The organism is Acinetobacter sp. YH12052 (assembly GCF_013419835.1).
GTDB classification, from domain to species: domain Bacteria; phylum Pseudomonadota; class Gammaproteobacteria; order Pseudomonadales; family Moraxellaceae; genus Acinetobacter; species Acinetobacter amyesii.
Map to the genome: position 1 here is coordinate 1 of NZ_VOZI01000033.1, position 14,134 is coordinate 14,134.

A 14,134-nucleotide genomic window follows, 5' to 3' on the forward strand; every position below is an offset into this window, starting at 1 on the left:
AAGCTTATAGCAGTGTCACAGATGCGAAAAAGCAATTGAGTGCATATTTTGAGTTTTATAATCTGAAACGACCTCATTCGAGTCTAGACAAAATGACACCAAATGAGTTTTACTATGATCAGCTACCGCAACAAAACAAGGTGGCTTAACTAGAGCAGAATATCACTTATAAATACGCTTTTAGTTGTTCAAACAAGTGGAACCACCTCTCTTTTTGAAACACTACCAAAAAATTGAGCCATTTTTATTCAGTGGTAGAAAGGCTTTGTTGTACAAAGATTTAAAAATTAAAGTTTTAACTACGCTATCCAAATTTAAGATACAGCTAGGGGGTACCTAAATTTGTTCTCTAATAAAGTTGATTGATTTCGCTTACCATTTGCTTACCAGAATCAAGAAACAAAAAACCCCTCACGATTAATGCACGTAAGGGGTTGTTTTATATGGTGGGCCCACACAGACTTGAACTGTGGACCAACGGATTATGAGTCCGCTGCTCTAACCAACTGAGCTATAGGCCCTATATTCTGAATGTGTTATTTATCAACAAGTTCAGACGCAAAGCATACTAGCGAAGATTTTTTTAAAAGACAAGCCTTTTTCTTCACGGCTGCACACTAACACAACAAATTGGCTGTAGTTGCAGCAGTTGAGCTTGGATTCGACCAAAATGCACAAAGTGTCGAATCCTATCGTGATGTAAATCACGACAAAAGTTATCAAACAGTCAAAATAACCTTATAATAATGCTCATTCTTGTCAGTACCGTGCCCAAAAGCGCTTAGATTGGTACTGGCCTCACATTTTTAAGTCAATGTCCTACAATTATTCGGCTTATGTTTTCATTTTTATGTGTTGCACTGACACATAAGAATATTTAGGTGCCCACATGGAAATTAAGGTTAATTATCTCGATAACCTTCGACAAGAAGCCAAATTTGATGACTTCACGGTAATTGCCGACCAACCTATTCGCTATAAAGGTGATGGTTCTGCTCCCGGACCATTCGACTACTTTTTAGCGTCATCAGCATTATGTGCAGCGTATTTTGTAAAAGTGTATTGTGCGGCGCGAGACATTCCGACAGATAATATTCGCTTATCACAAAATAATATTGTTGATCCTGAAAACCGCTATAAGCAAATTTTCAAAATTCAAGTTGAACTGCCTGCGGATATTTCTGAAAAGGACCGTCAAGGTATTTTGCGTTCAATTGACCGCTGTACGGTTAAAAAAGTGATTCAGACTGGTCCTGAATTTGTCATTGAAGAAGTAGAAAGCATTGATGCAGATGCACAAGCTTTACTTATGCCAAATTTAGCGTCAGACAGTACCACGTTTATTCCGGGTAAAGATCTGCCATTAGAAGAAACCATTGCCAATATGTCAGGTATTTTGGCTGGTTTAGGCATGAAGATTGAAATTGCATCATGGCGTAACATCGTGCCGAATGTTTGGTCTCTACATATTCGTGATGCACAATCGCCAATGTGTTTTACCAATGGTAAAGGTTCAACCAAAGAAAGTGCCTTAGCTTCGGCTTTGGGTGAATTTATTGAACGTCTCAATTGCAACTTCTTCTATAACGACCAGTTCTGGGGTGAAGAGATTGCCAATGCTGACTTTGTGCATTACCCAGATGAAAAATGGTTCCAACCCGGCCCAGAAGGCGAGTTACCTACTGAAATCTTAGATGACTATACTCGTGAAATTTATAACCCAGAAGATGAGTTATTAGGTACACATCTATATGACACCAATTCAGGAAATATAGCACGCGGTATTTGCTCTCTTCCATTTGTCCGTCAGTCCGACGGTGAAACAGTGTATTTCCCATCAAACTTGATTGAAAATTTATACTTGTCAAACGGGATGAGTGCAGGGAATACCTTGGCTGAGGCTCAAGTGCAATGTTTATCGGAAATCTTTGAGCGTGCGGTCAAACGTGAGATTTTAGAAGGTGAATTGGCTCTACCAGATGTACCAGAAGAGGTTTTAGCCAAATATCCAAGTATTGTTGCGGGTATTCAAGGCTTAGAAGAACAAGGTTTTCCTGTATTGGTAAAAGATGCTTCACTTGGTGGTCAGTACCCTGTGATGTGCGTAACCTTAATGAACCCACGTACTGGTGGGGTTTTTGCATCTTTTGGTGCGCACCCTAAACTCGAAGTAGCTTTAGAGCGTAGCTTAACCGAGCTTCTACAAGGCCGAAGCTTTGAAGGTCTAAACGATCTACCAAAACCAACGTTTAGCTCGAATGCAGTCACTGAGCCAAATAACTTTGTAGAACACTTTATTGACTCAAGTGGTTTGGTATCTTGGAAATTCTTTAGCGCACAATCAGACTATGATTTTGTAGAGTGGGATTTCACATCTGAAGGTGAAAATGCCAATGCGGAAGAAGCTGCAGCGATGTTTGCGATTCTAGAAGACATGGGCAAAGAAGTGTATATGGCGGTCTACCAGCATCTAGGTGCTACGGCATGTCGTATTTTGGTTCCGGGTTATTCTGAAGTGTATTTGGTTGAAGACTTGGTTTGGGATAACACCAACAAAGCTTTGGACTTCCGTGAAGATATTTTAAATATTCATCGCCTAGATGAAGACGAGTTAGTGTCACTGGTTGAGCGCTTAGAAGAGCTTGAGGTGGATGATTACACGGATATTGTGACGCTCATCGGGATTGAGTTTGATGACAATACCGTATGGGGCCAATTAACGGTTCTTGAGCTCAAACTACTGATCTATATTGCTCTACAAGAATTTGAAGAAGCAAAAGAGTTGGTCGAAACCTTCCTTCAGTACAACACTAATACAGTTGAACGTGGTTTGTTCTATCAATGCATGAATGTGGTTTTAGAAGTTGAATTGGACGATGACTTAGATCTCAATGACTATGAACATAATTTCCGTCGTATGTTTGGTGACGAACGTATGGATGCAGTGATTGGTTCAATGGATGGCAGTCTTCGCTTCTACGGTTTAACTGAAACCAATATGCAACTTGAAGGTTTAGATCGTCATTTACGTCTGATTGATAGCTATAAAAAATTGCATGCTGCACGTGCGAAGTTTGCCAGTCAGAACGTTTAAATCTGGGCTTGTGAATAACGTTACTCATGTGATCATCTATTTGAAAAAACTCTCCTAAGGGGGAGTTTTTTTGTGCGAAATTTACTGAAAATTAATCTATATCTGTGATGTTGATATTAATAAAAATCCTTATAACTCAGGTGAATATAAGGAAGGCTTAAAAATAACCGATTATCCGAAATTGTGTCATTTTAAAGTAAAGATATTTGACTCATTGGAAAAATATGCTAATAAATTAGCTATGGCGTGTTTAGGCATGATCATAATATTTCAGGACGAAATATTCAGAAGCACATTAATAAATAAACGGGAGTTTTAACAACATGCTTCAATTATTCAGAAAACTATTTTGCATGCATATTTACGAATACGAGCAAATGGAAGAAATCGGTTCGCACAAGGAATGTCGTAAGTGCGGTGTGACAAAGTAATGCAGAGTCTCAGCCGAAAAAAAAGTGAGCGAAAGCTCACTTTTTTAATGCCGGTCAATATTGAAATCATTAAAATAGAAATACATTCACAGTTTTCATGCAGATATGAGTAAAGATTTTCAAGCCGAGCGTTATACCGTCGATGCCAATATGGCAGATACCATTGCATGGTTATTACAACATCAAGATTGCTTTGAATCTTTTCATTATGATGCGATTCAGCAACAATTGGTGGTTCAACATGCTAATGGTCAAGACATCATTCGTGAAGGGGATTATTTAAATGCAGGGTATGGAATTTTAATAACAGCACATAACTTTGCGAAGTAATCGATATATTTTCCATACTCATGGTGATTCAACCATTCATTTATTCGCACCATCTCTTGCATTGCACATTGAAACCTACCACTGATCATTCAATAAAACTAAGCCCCGATGTTCGGGGCTTGGGTTTTAAGCCATTTGCATGGCATCAGTTGAAAGCTGTGCAGCAGTTGGTTTGGGCTGTTCCGCGATTAAACCGAGTTTGCTAAATAAAAGCTGATCTTTGCCTTCGCCTGCATTGGGTGTGGTCAGTAGTTTTTCACCGGAGAATAGTGAATTTGCACCTGCCATAAATGCCAAAGCTTGTTCTGAATCACTCAGGGATTCACGACCTGCAGAGAGACGAATATAGCTTTTTGGCATAATGATCCGTGCGACTGCAATGGTGCGAATCCATTCGATCACATCAAGTTTCTCAACATCAGCAAGTGGGGTACCTTGAATAGGTACAAGGAGATTGATCGGCACAGATTCAGGGTGAATCGGCAGCGTTGCCAACTCCATCAGGAAGGCAATACGGTCATCACGGCTTTCACCTAAGCCCACAATTCCGCCGCTACAGATTTTCATTCCAGATTGGCGGACATAATCCAGCGTCGTTAAACGGTCATCATAGCTACGCGTGCTAATAACATTGGGATAATACTCACGAGAGGTATCGAGGTTATGGTTGTAATAATCTAAGCCTGCCTCATGTAGGCGCTCTGCCTGAGATTGATTTAGCATGCCAAGGGTCATACAGGTTTCAAGTCCCAGTGCTTTGACTTCACGCACCATTTCTAGCACATAGGGCATATCCCGTTCATGTGGATTGCGCCATGCAGCGCCCATACAAAAACGTGAAGAACCTGAGGCAAGTGCAGCTTTCGCTTCATTGATGACTTTTTCCACAGCCAGACGTTTTTCAGCTTCTAATCCGGAGTCATAATGTGCAGACTGAGAGCAATATTTGCAGTCTTCAGGGCACTTACCGGTTTTAATCGAAAGTAAGGTGCTAACTTGAATATGATTGGCTTGGAAATATTCACGGTGAATGGTCTGTGCTCGGAATAATAAATCCATCAATGGTTGTTGATACAACTCTTGTATTTCTGGGTGTGTCCAGTCATTTCGGTAGCTCATAAATGATCCATATTTTCTGCCTAATGCAGATCATCATACGTAAAATTTGCAGACTTCCAAGACTATTTTGTAACATTGAAAGTTGGCTAAAGTACATTGAAATGGCTTTTTTAAAGAACTTTTGATATTTGAGATACTTACAAAGTTGTGTTAAATGCCAGCACAATCGCTGCAATGTTTATTTTAAGATGAAAAATTAAGTTTCTTTGATTGCGTCACTAAATTTTAGCTTAAATGAAAACTTTGTAAGGATCTAGAAAATATAGAATCAAATCCATTAAAGCATCTTTGAGTTTTGTTCTGTAATTGCCCAATCAATATGAACTTGCACAATCGCGTCATGTTTTTCGCGAGAATTTTTTAATGATTGAACAATATTTGAACTGTATGGTGCATTGCCTAAGCCAATGGCGATATTTCGCATAAAGCTTTGATAGCCTGTTCGTCGGATAGGACTGCCTTCAGTGCAGCTTAAAAAGGTGGCTTCATCCCATTGCCAAAGATCTAATAAACTCACTTGGTTGAGGCCATGACGTGGATAAAAGTCCTCAATTTGAGTTTTATGCGCAAAGCTATTCCATGGACAGATAAGTTGACAGTCATCACAGCCAAACACACGGTTGCCAATGCCACGGCGTAATTCTTCAGGAATGATGCCTTTATATTCGATGGTTAAGTAGGCAATGCATTTACGTGCATCTAACATATAGGGCTCAACGATGGCCTGAGTTGGACAGATATCAATACAGGCTGTGCATGAACCACAATGTTTGGTTGCCGGCGAATCAAAAGGTAATTCGAGTGATGTAAACAGCTCACCTAATACAAAAAATGAGCCTGATTTTTTATGGATCAGTAAGGTGTGTTTGCCTGTCCAGCCCATGCCTGCATTTTCAGCTAAGGATTTTTCAAACACTGGTGCAGAGTCGGCAAAGGGTCTAGATTCAAAATCTCCGATTTTTTCACGGATGATATTCGATAAGGTTTTTAAACGACCACGCATGACTTTGTGGTAGTCACGACCTCGTGCATAGCGTGCAATGATGGCTGCATTTGGCTCATCAGGAACATAACGTGGTTTTGGGGTTTCGACCAAATAATCCATGCGGACACAAATGATACTGCGGGTGCCGGGGACTAAAAGTGCAGGATTGGCACGTTTTTCAAGGTTTTCCTCTAGGAATTTCATATCGCCATGATAACCACGTTCTAAATATTCTTTAAAACGAGGGAGTTCCTCTTGAGCATCTGGCTTTGCGATGACACAATCAGAAAAACCTAAATTTAAGGCTTGTGCTTTAATCCATGCTTTTAGGGTTTCTGGATCATATTGATCGACAGGAATTTTTTGTGCAGGAGTTGAAGCGGCCATAATCATAACAAGGAAAAACAATGCGTCTGCAAGTTTACCATAGCCCTGTTTATCTTAGCCAAAGTATTCAAGCTTGGGAGCAGCGTTGGTTTGCTCAGCACAATAGCAGTTATGGCCTGATGCAGCAGGTTGCATGGTCGATTGCTCAGCAACTCATTCCAATGTTAAAGCAGCAAAATTTAAAAAATATTGCAGTGTGTTGTGGGCAGGGCAACAACGCAGGTGATGGCTATCTTACAGCGCAATACCTACAGCAAGCAGGCTTTCAAGTTGATATCTATGCCGCTGAAATAGGGGCATCGAAGAACTTACATTCTGCAGTACAGGAAGCGATAGATCACAAGCTCAAGATCTATACACATTTTGATTTTCAGCGTGACTATGATGTCTATGTTGACGCATTATTTGGTATTGGACTCAATCGTGAACTTTCTAATGAATGGCAAGCCATTATTCAACGATTGAATGCATGCACGGGACTCAAAGTTGCGATTGATATTCCAAGCGGATTACATGCCAATACAGGGCAGCCTTTACCCATCGCATTTCAAGCCAATTATACCTTTACAGCATTGGGTCTAAAAGCAGGGCTATTTACAGGTCAAGCGAAGGAATATTCAGGTGAAGTTTCGGTGATGGCATGCATACCGACTGATGCAGAACTAGAGCCACTTGCGTATTTGTCTCCGCAGAAAATAGCCTTACCTGCACGTCAAGCCTTTGGTCATAAAGGCAGTTATGGTCATGTTTTGGTTGTTGGTGGGCATGCTGAAATGGGTGGGGCGGTGATAATGGCTGCTGAGGCTGCATTCCATGCAGGTGCAGGTAAGGTCACGGTTGTTTGTGATGCACGACATCACACCGCTATTTTGGCGCGCGCACCGAATATTATGCTACGCGATATCAATGCATTAACTACAGAAGCGATTCAGCAACTGATCGATCATGTCGATGCGATTAGCTTTGGCATGGGGCTTGGTCGTGACAATTGGGCACAACAGCAGTTTCAGGCATGGTTTCCATTGATTCAGCAGTCAACCTTTGAAATTGTTTTGGATGCAGATGCCTTGTGGTTTCTAGCTGAAACACCTGAAAAATTGAATGCACAAACCTACGCAACGCCACATCCGGGTGAAGCTGCAAAATTATTGGGTCTATCTACTGCTGAAGTTGAAGCAGATCGTGTACAAGCAATTCAACAATTAAAAGAAAAATTTGAAGGTCAATGGGTGCTTAAAGGGGCAGGCAGCTTGATACTTGAAGATCAGCTTTGGATTTGCACCGCAGGTAATGCAGGAATGGGTACAGGCGGTATGGGAGATGTGCTTGCAGGGATGATTGCGAGTTTAAAAGCACAATTCCATCAGCAAATTCATCTGCACGAAATCGTAAGCTTGCATGCTTTAGCAGGTGATGTATTGGCGCAGTCGGGGATGCGTGGTTTGCAGGCACAGGATATGGCCCAAGCGGTTTATCATGTGGTCAATCATTCAGGAGTTGAAGACTAAAATGCATGCAGTTAAATTGCGAATTCAAGGTAAAGTGCAGGGCGTTGGCTATCGTCGTTGGTTTGAACAGCAAGCGATTGCACTTGGTTTAAATGGCTATGTGAAAAATCTAGCGACGGGCGAAGTTGAAGCACTGATTATTGGAACTGAAGACGCCATTCATAAAATACTGAAACACAGTCTGGTGGGGCCTTTACGAGCAGACGTAACTAAAATCGATCAGCAAGAAATTCCAATGCATGAATTAGACTATAGCAATTTTAAAATGATCCGCTAAATTTGATCACTAGATTGAGTGGGCTTTTGAAAACAATCTGAATTACTGAGCTATATGTTTTGACGATTATTTATCGACGTCGAGTGCTTACACGACTTCGACCACGAGCCATACCACCTAAGGCATTCAGTACAGCCATTTTACTCATACTACCAGACGCATGCGCATGACAAATTGCGGCAGCCAAAGCATCGGCTGCATCCTGCTGTGGTTTGATGCTTAGGTTCAGAATGCGCATAACCATCATTTGCACTTGTTCTTTATCTGCAGCACCGTAGCCGACCACAGATTGTTTGATTTGACGTGCTGTATATTCAGCGACTTGTAAATCTAAATTGGTTAAAGCAGCAATGGCGGCACCGCGTGCTTGACCCAGTTTTAGGGCTGAGTCAGGGTTTTGAGCCATAAAGACTTGTTCAACAGCAGCTTCAGTAGGCCCGTGAAACTTTACGATACGATCAATACCAGCAAAGATACGTTTTAAGCGTTCAGGCATTTCTGTTGTTTCGGTACGAATGGTGCCAGCATCGACAAAACGTAGTTTAGAACCATCCTTTTCGATGATGCCGTAACCAGTTAAGCGCGACCCAGGGTCAATACCGATAATTAATGACATGTTTGCCCTATTTGCCCTTTAAAAATAAAATAATGCCCATATTGTTACATAAGCGTGTCAAAAAAGCTTGATAGTGATTGAGCAGTTGAACGCAACACCTTAAATTAATTTACTGAGATTTGTTTAATTTTCATGAAATTATTTCTTCTGATTTTAGCAGGCTTGATCCTGGAAGTGTTTGTCTGGATCGGTGTGGGCGACCTCGTCGGCAGCATGTGGTATGTCTTTTTCTGGTTCGTGGCGGCCTTCTTTATAGGGATGAATATTATCCGTAAATATTCATCAGGTCTGATGCCTCAAATGCAGCAAATGCAAGCGGGTCAAATGAGTAATGATCCAGCTTTAACTGGAAACTTACCTAAAATTTTGGCTGGTTTCTTGTTGCTGTTGCCGGGTCTAATCTCAGATATTATGGCACTACTTATTTTGATTCCACCTGTACAAAATGCCATGAAAGCGGTCATGATGAAAACCATGATGAAGCGTCAGCAAGCCATGATGGAAAAAATGATGGGTGGTATGGGAGGCATGGGCGGTGCTCAAGGTCAGAACCCATTTGCAGATATGATGCGTCAAATGCAAGATATGCAAAATCAGCAATCAGGTCGTGATTCATCCGTTATTGATGGTGAAGCTCGTGAAGTAACCCCAGATGCGAAACAAATTGAACTGAAAGATGTTAATAAAAAATAATTAACTCAGTATGAAAGGCCGAATGTGTATTCGGCTTTTTTTTTTTGCGTAAATTTTGATACGGCCTAAAAATAAACCTTGTGTTGCCAACAAAATAATTGAACAGGCGATATAATCTTCACGTTTTAATTCAAATGAATCAGCTTGCATGTCACTGTTATTCACCATCTGTGCGCTACATTTTGTTGCGCAGTTGAGTCCCGGTCCAGACGTATTATTAATTGCTAAAAGTGCAGCATCAACAACGCGTGCAAATACCTTAAAAATTATTGCGGGGATCTCTGTCGGGATAGTGGTGTGGGTCGTTTTAACCTTATTGGGCTTTACGGTTCTGGTCGAGCAATTTCCATGGATACAACAAGTTTTAATGGCTATTGGTGGATTTTTCTTGGCGAAAATGGGCTGGGCGATGTTTAGTGGTGGGCTTAAAAGTTTAAATCAAACAGCCAATTTAGAAGATGGGCAGGCCTTAAGTCAGCAGAAAACTGAAAATTATTTCTTATTAGGTTTATTTACAAATTTAGCCAATCCGAAAACATTGATTTATTTTAGTAGTGTGTTCTCACTGGCGTTGAGTTCATCAGCCAGTAGTAACCTAAAAGCACAGCTAGCTGTCATCATTCCGATTCAAACCTTTATTGTGTTTAGTTTGTTTATGATGATTATGTCTTTGCCTAAAATTAAAGCACTCTACCAACGTTCGGGTAGTTATATTGATGTGGTTTCAGGGGCGTTATTTTTAATTTTTGCGATTTGGCTGTGGTTCGACGCAATTAGAATGTTCAATCTTCAATAGCTGCAAACATATTGCTGTCAGCAAAGCGAAAGCCAAGTATTAAAACTTGGCTTTTTTTATGTCCAAGTTCTATTGCTCTGGATTGGTTTGATCTTGGTCTTTAGACGGTGCTGTATTTGATGGATCTTGTGCAATATCGGTGGTTTCAGCATGATCACGATAACGGTTTGGCTTGAGGTTGGTTTCAGTATTTTCAGAGCCCTTGTATAATCGGCTACGATTGGCGCGTTCACGCAAACCGCCTTTTTTGATTAACTGCACCATCGTCTATAGAACCTCATTGCTATTGCCATAGTTTAAAGAATTTTCCTCGTGAAGATAAGTGAGCAGGGCGATGCTAGCGCATAAAAAAGCCTGAAATCATTCAGGCTTTCATCATTTTAACTTATCTCTTTGAATGACTTTAACGCGACCCGATAACGGTGCTTAAATTCAGCTTAGCTAAAATTTTACACATTGCCAGCTTGTTCATAGGGCTGTATTTGGCTGTTGTAAAAAAAGCTTAATTTTTACCATCTTGCTTGAGTACTTCAAAGATGTTGAGTTGGGTTGTCGCTTCAGTATCGTGCTGTTGCAAATACACTTGAACACTCTTAAATAGAATGGCAACAGCCAAACAACTGAGTATGCAAAATATCCAAAAGCCATATGGGCTACGGATATTATGCGAGCCACATTCGGAACATTCTTTATCGCTTGAAGCCAATACTTTATTGCAACAAGCACAGTGATATTGATAGTGCATTGCTTTTCTCCATTTAGTCGAATTTGACCAACATTCTTGTTGTTATTGTCAACCATCAATCCGTGATGATTGTTTTATCTTAATGTGCAAATAAGCTGCTGTACAAGTTTTAAACGGTTTGTTTTGCTCATTATTGTGTAAGTGAAAAGCGTCAGAGAGTTAAATATTTGTTTTATTGCTAATTTATAAATGAAACAAGAGATGAATTTTCACACATAAAAAAAGCCAGTTCGAAAACTGGCTTTTATTGTTCTGTTTAAACTGAATTATTGACCAGAACGGATGATGTAATCAAAAGCAGATAATGATGCTTTTGCGCCTTCACCTGTCGCAATGATGATTTGTTTGTAAGGTACTGTTGTACAGTCACCGGCAGCAAATACACCTTTTACATTGGTTTCGTTACGCTCGTTAATTACGATCTCACCACGGTTTGAAAGTTCTACAGCTGTTTCTTTTAAGAAATCAGTGTTTGGTAACAAACCGATTTGTACGAAGATACCAGCCAATTCAATCGTTTTGATTTCATCAGTTGCACGGTCTTTGTAGTTCAATGCAGTCACTTGTGAACCATCACCGACCACTTCTGTAGACAATGCATTCATGATCACAGTCGTATTCGGTAAGCTGTTTAACTTGTCTTGAAGGACTTGGTCAGCACGAAGCTTAGTATCAAACTCAACAAGTGTTACATGTTCTACAATACCAGCTAGGTCAATCGCCGCTTCGACACCTGAGTTACCACCACCGATCACCGCAACACGTTTACCTTTAAACAATGGACCGTCACAGTGTGGGCAGTATGCAACACCACGTGTACGGTATTCTTGTTCACCCGGCACGTTCATTTCTCTCCAACGTGCACCTGTTGAAAGAATTACTGTTTTAGATTCAAGTTTTGCACCATTCTCTAAAGTAACTTCAACTAGACCATTGGCTGTTTGATCTGCACCTTTGATGTCAGATACACGTTGCAAGTTCATGATGTCCACACCGTACTCACGTACATGTGCTTCCATTTCAGCAGCAAACTTAGGACCTTGAGTCTTTTGAATCGACGTGAAGTTTTCAATGTCCATGGTATCCATGACCTGACCGCCCATGCGTTCAGCCACGATACCGGTTTTAATGCCTTTACGTGCAGCATAGATTGCAGAGGTATTACCCGCAGGGCCGCCACCAATCACAAGGACATCAAATGCTTCTTTGGCATTTAGCTTTTCAGCATCTTTTGCGGCAGAGTTGGTGTCTAATTTGGCAATGATTTCTTCCAAGGTCATACGACCTTGACCGATGTGGTTGCCGTCTTGGAATACCATCGGTACAGCCATGATTTTGCGTTCTTCCACTTCGTCTTGGAAGAATGCACCATCAATCATGGTTGCAGTTGTACCTGGGTTGTAGATCGCAATCAGGTTCAAGGCTTGAACCACATCAGGACAGTTATGGCAGCTTAAAGATACAAACACATCAAAGTCAGTTTTAAGACCTAGACCTTTAATGGTATTCAGTACTTCGTCAGAGACTTTTGGTGCATAGCCTGAGGTTTGTAACAATGCCAAGATCAAAGACGTGAATTCGTGGCCCATAGGCAAACCTGCGAAGAATACACGTGGATTTTCACCTGCTTTTGCAATACCAAAGCTTGGCGCACGGCTGTTGTTACCGTCAAAACGTGCAGTCACTAAATCAGATAAGGCAGCAACTTCGGTCACCAATTCTTTAATTTTGTCTGATTTGTCAGTGCCGTTTAAAGTCGCGACGATTTCAATCGGGCCTTCAAGGCGTTCAAGTAAGGTTTTTAATTGAGCAGAAGTATTTTGATCTAACATTGCTAACGTCTCCAGAGGAGTAAATTTATTTGATGAGAGAATGATAGAACAAACCATTAAATAGGTGAAACGGTTTGTTTTTATAAAATTAATCGGTTTTTCAAATTAAATGATTAAATTTCTTTCTAAATCATAAGAATATACCGATGTGAATCCAGTCAATATTGGGCCAATATCGAGAAATACAAGTTAAATAGTGGAAAAATAAACGAATTCATCGCGCTTTAAGCAAGACAATGCTAGAGTCAACGCTATTGTATTGAGAACTTTTTAGGGAAATGGCATGCAGGTTAAACAGGGAATTTATCAGCATTATAAAGGTCAGTTGTATCAAGTCTTTCATGTTGCAACACATAGTGAAACGCGTGAAAAAGTTGTGGTCTATCAGTGCTTGTATGATGACTATTCAATGTGGGTCAGACCCTTAGAGATGTTTATGGAAACCGTTGAAATTGATGGTGAAGTAATTCCACGTTTTAAGCTGATCCAAGAAACCCACTGAGCAGATATTTAGCCCTTCAATTTATAAATATGAATGAAATAGTAAAAGGACAGAATCATGAGCATGGATGCAAATTTTAAAAACTATATGCAACAACTCTATGCAGACTTTAGCGCTCACGATGCTGCGCAAAATCACCGACTTGCGCGTTACCGAAATATTGAGCCTGAATCTGCACTGTTTTTGGCTATGCAAATTCGCTTAAAACAAGCCAAACAGATCTTGGAAATTGGAACATCTACAGGTTATTCCACGCTGTGGTTAGCAGATGCTGCACAGTCTACACAAGGGCGGGTCGAAACCATTGAAATTGATGCAGCGCGTATCGAGCAAGCTAAACAACATGCGGCAAATTTAAGCTTAGCCGAATACATCGAATTCCATCATGGCGATGCACTGCATTTTTTACAGCAGTTAAATCAGCGTTATGACTTTATTTTATTAGATGCAGAACGTGATGCGTATATCGCGTATTGGCCATATTTAGCTGAATTGATACAAGCTCAAAGTGGCGTGTTAATCGTGGACAATGTGCTGTCACATGCCAATGAGGTCGCTGAATTTATCCAACGTGTTGAAGCGGATGATCGTTTTATCAGTACGACATTAAAGGTGGGCGCAGGGCTCTTTATGGTGACTTGGCGCAACTAAAAATCAGGGCATTCAGCCCTGATTTGATCGAATTTTTTTTAATTAGGGTCTGTTGACATTTGTTGATTAAAAAAATAGCGAGATAGTAAAATTAAATCGCCAAACCCAATTTTACACTCGCTATGCCTCGAACAATGCTAAATGATCAACACTGGTCCAAGTTACTTG

The 14,134-nt window shown here is 40.6% G+C and carries 15 protein-coding genes and 1 tRNA gene; 9 read left to right on the forward strand and 7 right to left on the reverse strand.

Annotated features, from left to right (window positions below; translation table 11 throughout):
• Positions 1–149: integrase core domain-containing protein (locus FTU06_RS15985; RefSeq protein WP_079745370.1), on the forward strand; the 149-nt coding region annotated here is incomplete at its 5' end.
• Between the two features lie 295 nt (positions 150–444).
• Here the strand turns inward: FTU06_RS15985 and FTU06_RS15990 are convergent.
• Positions 445–521: transfer RNA gene (locus tag FTU06_RS15990), tRNA-Ile, on the reverse strand.
• A 368-nt stretch (positions 522–889) separates the two neighbouring features.
• Here FTU06_RS15990 and FTU06_RS15995 point away from each other — a divergent pair.
• Positions 890–3,094, forward strand: coding sequence for an OsmC domain/YcaO domain-containing protein (locus FTU06_RS15995; RefSeq protein ID WP_180147553.1), 2,205 nt, complete (start codon positions 890–892; stop codon positions 3,092–3,094).
• Positions 3,095–3,630: 536 nt separating this feature from the next.
• Positions 3,631–3,855 (forward strand): hypothetical protein, encoded by a 225-nt coding sequence (locus tag FTU06_RS16000; RefSeq protein WP_078192886.1) that lies wholly within the window; start codon positions 3,631–3,633, stop codon positions 3,853–3,855.
• A gap of 126 nt (positions 3,856–3,981) precedes the next feature.
• On the opposite strand, the gene bioB is transcribed toward FTU06_RS16000, so the two are convergent.
• On the reverse strand, positions 3,982–4,974 hold the full coding sequence (gene bioB / locus FTU06_RS16005) for a biotin synthase BioB (protein WP_180088525.1): 993 nt from the start codon (positions 4,972–4,974) through the stop codon (positions 3,982–3,984).
• A 277-nt stretch (positions 4,975–5,251) separates the two neighbouring features.
• A complete protein-coding gene (gene queG, locus FTU06_RS16010) occupies positions 5,252–6,346 on the reverse strand; it encodes a tRNA epoxyqueuosine(34) reductase QueG (protein WP_180147555.1) in 1,095 nt (364 codons plus the stop codon).
• A 20-nt stretch (positions 6,347–6,366) separates the two neighbouring features.
• Between queG and FTU06_RS16015 the strand changes: the two genes are divergently transcribed.
• Both FTU06_RS16015 and FTU06_RS16020 read left to right on the forward strand, forming a co-directional pair.
• The gene (locus FTU06_RS16015) at positions 6,367–7,854 is read left to right on the forward strand and encodes an NAD(P)H-hydrate dehydratase (protein WP_180147557.1); all 1,488 of its coding nucleotides are present in this window, start codon (positions 6,367–6,369) and stop codon (positions 7,852–7,854) included.
• Between the two features lies 1 nt (position 7,855).
• Complete coding sequence (locus FTU06_RS16020; protein WP_180012138.1) at positions 7,856–8,131, forward strand: acylphosphatase; 276 nt, start codon at positions 7,856–7,858, stop codon at positions 8,129–8,131.
• 70 nt (positions 8,132–8,201) lie between these two features.
• Here FTU06_RS16020 and ruvC read toward each other — a convergent pair whose 3' ends face one another.
• On the reverse strand, positions 8,202–8,747 hold the full coding sequence (gene ruvC, locus FTU06_RS16025) for a crossover junction endodeoxyribonuclease RuvC (RefSeq protein WP_078189034.1): 546 nt from the start codon (positions 8,745–8,747) through the stop codon (positions 8,202–8,204).
• A gap of 132 nt (positions 8,748–8,879) precedes the next feature.
• On the opposite strand from ruvC, the gene FTU06_RS16030 reads away from it, so the two are divergent.
• Both FTU06_RS16030 and FTU06_RS16035 read left to right on the forward strand, forming a co-directional pair.
• Complete coding sequence (locus FTU06_RS16030; protein WP_180147558.1) at positions 8,880–9,440, forward strand: FxsA family protein; 561 nt, start codon at positions 8,880–8,882, stop codon at positions 9,438–9,440.
• A gap of 148 nt (positions 9,441–9,588) precedes the next feature.
• Positions 9,589–10,236 carry a LysE family transporter gene (locus FTU06_RS16035; protein ID WP_180147561.1) on the forward strand — a complete coding sequence of 216 codons (648 nt, stop codon included), beginning with the start codon at positions 9,589–9,591 and terminating at the stop codon, positions 10,234–10,236.
• Positions 10,237–10,305: 69 nt separating this feature from the next.
• Here FTU06_RS16035 and FTU06_RS16040 read toward each other — a convergent pair whose 3' ends face one another.
• The 3 genes from FTU06_RS16040 to ahpF form a co-directional block, all read right to left on the reverse strand.
• Positions 10,306–10,500 carry a hypothetical protein gene (locus FTU06_RS16040; RefSeq protein ID WP_180147563.1) on the reverse strand — a complete coding sequence of 65 codons (195 nt, stop codon included), beginning with the start codon at positions 10,498–10,500 and terminating at the stop codon, positions 10,306–10,308.
• Between the two features lie 238 nt (positions 10,501–10,738).
• Positions 10,739–10,981, reverse strand: coding sequence for a hypothetical protein (locus FTU06_RS16045; protein ID WP_078192893.1), 243 nt, complete (start codon positions 10,979–10,981; stop codon positions 10,739–10,741).
• A gap of 266 nt (positions 10,982–11,247) precedes the next feature.
• Positions 11,248–12,813: an alkyl hydroperoxide reductase subunit F gene (gene ahpF / locus FTU06_RS16050; protein ID WP_180147566.1), complete on the reverse strand. Its 1,566-nt coding sequence runs from the start codon at positions 12,811–12,813 to the stop codon at positions 11,248–11,250.
• 283 nt (positions 12,814–13,096) lie between these two features.
• On the opposite strand from ahpF, the gene FTU06_RS16055 reads away from it, so the two are divergent.
• Positions 13,097–13,315: a DUF1653 domain-containing protein gene (locus FTU06_RS16055; protein WP_078189028.1), complete on the forward strand. Its 219-nt coding sequence runs from the start codon at positions 13,097–13,099 to the stop codon at positions 13,313–13,315.
• Between the two features lie 57 nt (positions 13,316–13,372).
• The gene (locus FTU06_RS16060; protein ID WP_180147568.1) at positions 13,373–13,966 is read left to right on the forward strand and encodes an O-methyltransferase; all 594 of its coding nucleotides are present in this window, start codon (positions 13,373–13,375) and stop codon (positions 13,964–13,966) included.
• The last annotated feature ends 168 nt before the right edge of the window (positions 13,967–14,134 follow it).

What these genes read in the sequence shown, in the direction of transcription:
- FTU06_RS16045 (WP_078192893.1), bottom strand. Translation starts at nt 10,981, where the DNA reads ATGCACTATCAATATCACTGTGCTTGTTGCAATAAAGTATTGGCTTCA.
- FTU06_RS16060 (WP_180147568.1), top strand. Translation starts at nt 13,373, where the DNA reads ATGAGCATGGATGCAAATTTTAAAAACTATATGCAACAACTCTATGCA.
- ruvC (WP_078189034.1), bottom strand. Translation starts at nt 8,747, where the DNA reads ATGTCATTAATTATCGGTATTGACCCTGGGTCGCGCTTAACTGGTTAC.
- FTU06_RS16030 (WP_180147558.1), top strand. Translation starts at nt 8,880, where the DNA reads ATGAAATTATTTCTTCTGATTTTAGCAGGCTTGATCCTGGAAGTGTTT.
- FTU06_RS16055 (WP_078189028.1), top strand. Translation starts at nt 13,097, where the DNA reads ATGCAGGTTAAACAGGGAATTTATCAGCATTATAAAGGTCAGTTGTAT.
- FTU06_RS16015 (WP_180147557.1), top strand. Translation starts at nt 6,367, where the DNA reads ATGCGTCTGCAAGTTTACCATAGCCCTGTTTATCTTAGCCAAAGTATT.
- FTU06_RS16000 (WP_078192886.1), top strand. Translation starts at nt 3,631, where the DNA reads ATGAGTAAAGATTTTCAAGCCGAGCGTTATACCGTCGATGCCAATATG.
- FTU06_RS16035 (WP_180147561.1), top strand. Translation starts at nt 9,589, where the DNA reads ATGTCACTGTTATTCACCATCTGTGCGCTACATTTTGTTGCGCAGTTG.
- FTU06_RS16040 (WP_180147563.1), bottom strand. Translation starts at nt 10,500, where the DNA reads ATGGTGCAGTTAATCAAAAAAGGCGGTTTGCGTGAACGCGCCAATCGT.
- ahpF (WP_180147566.1), bottom strand. Translation starts at nt 12,813, where the DNA reads ATGTTAGATCAAAATACTTCTGCTCAATTAAAAACCTTACTTGAACGC.
- queG (WP_180147555.1), bottom strand. Translation starts at nt 6,346, where the DNA reads ATGGCCGCTTCAACTCCTGCACAAAAAATTCCTGTCGATCAATATGAT.
- FTU06_RS16020 (WP_180012138.1), top strand. Translation starts at nt 7,856, where the DNA reads ATGCATGCAGTTAAATTGCGAATTCAAGGTAAAGTGCAGGGCGTTGGC.
- FTU06_RS15995 (WP_180147553.1), top strand. Translation starts at nt 890, where the DNA reads ATGGAAATTAAGGTTAATTATCTCGATAACCTTCGACAAGAAGCCAAA.
- bioB (WP_180088525.1), bottom strand. Translation starts at nt 4,974, where the DNA reads ATGAGCTACCGAAATGACTGGACACACCCAGAAATACAAGAGTTGTAT.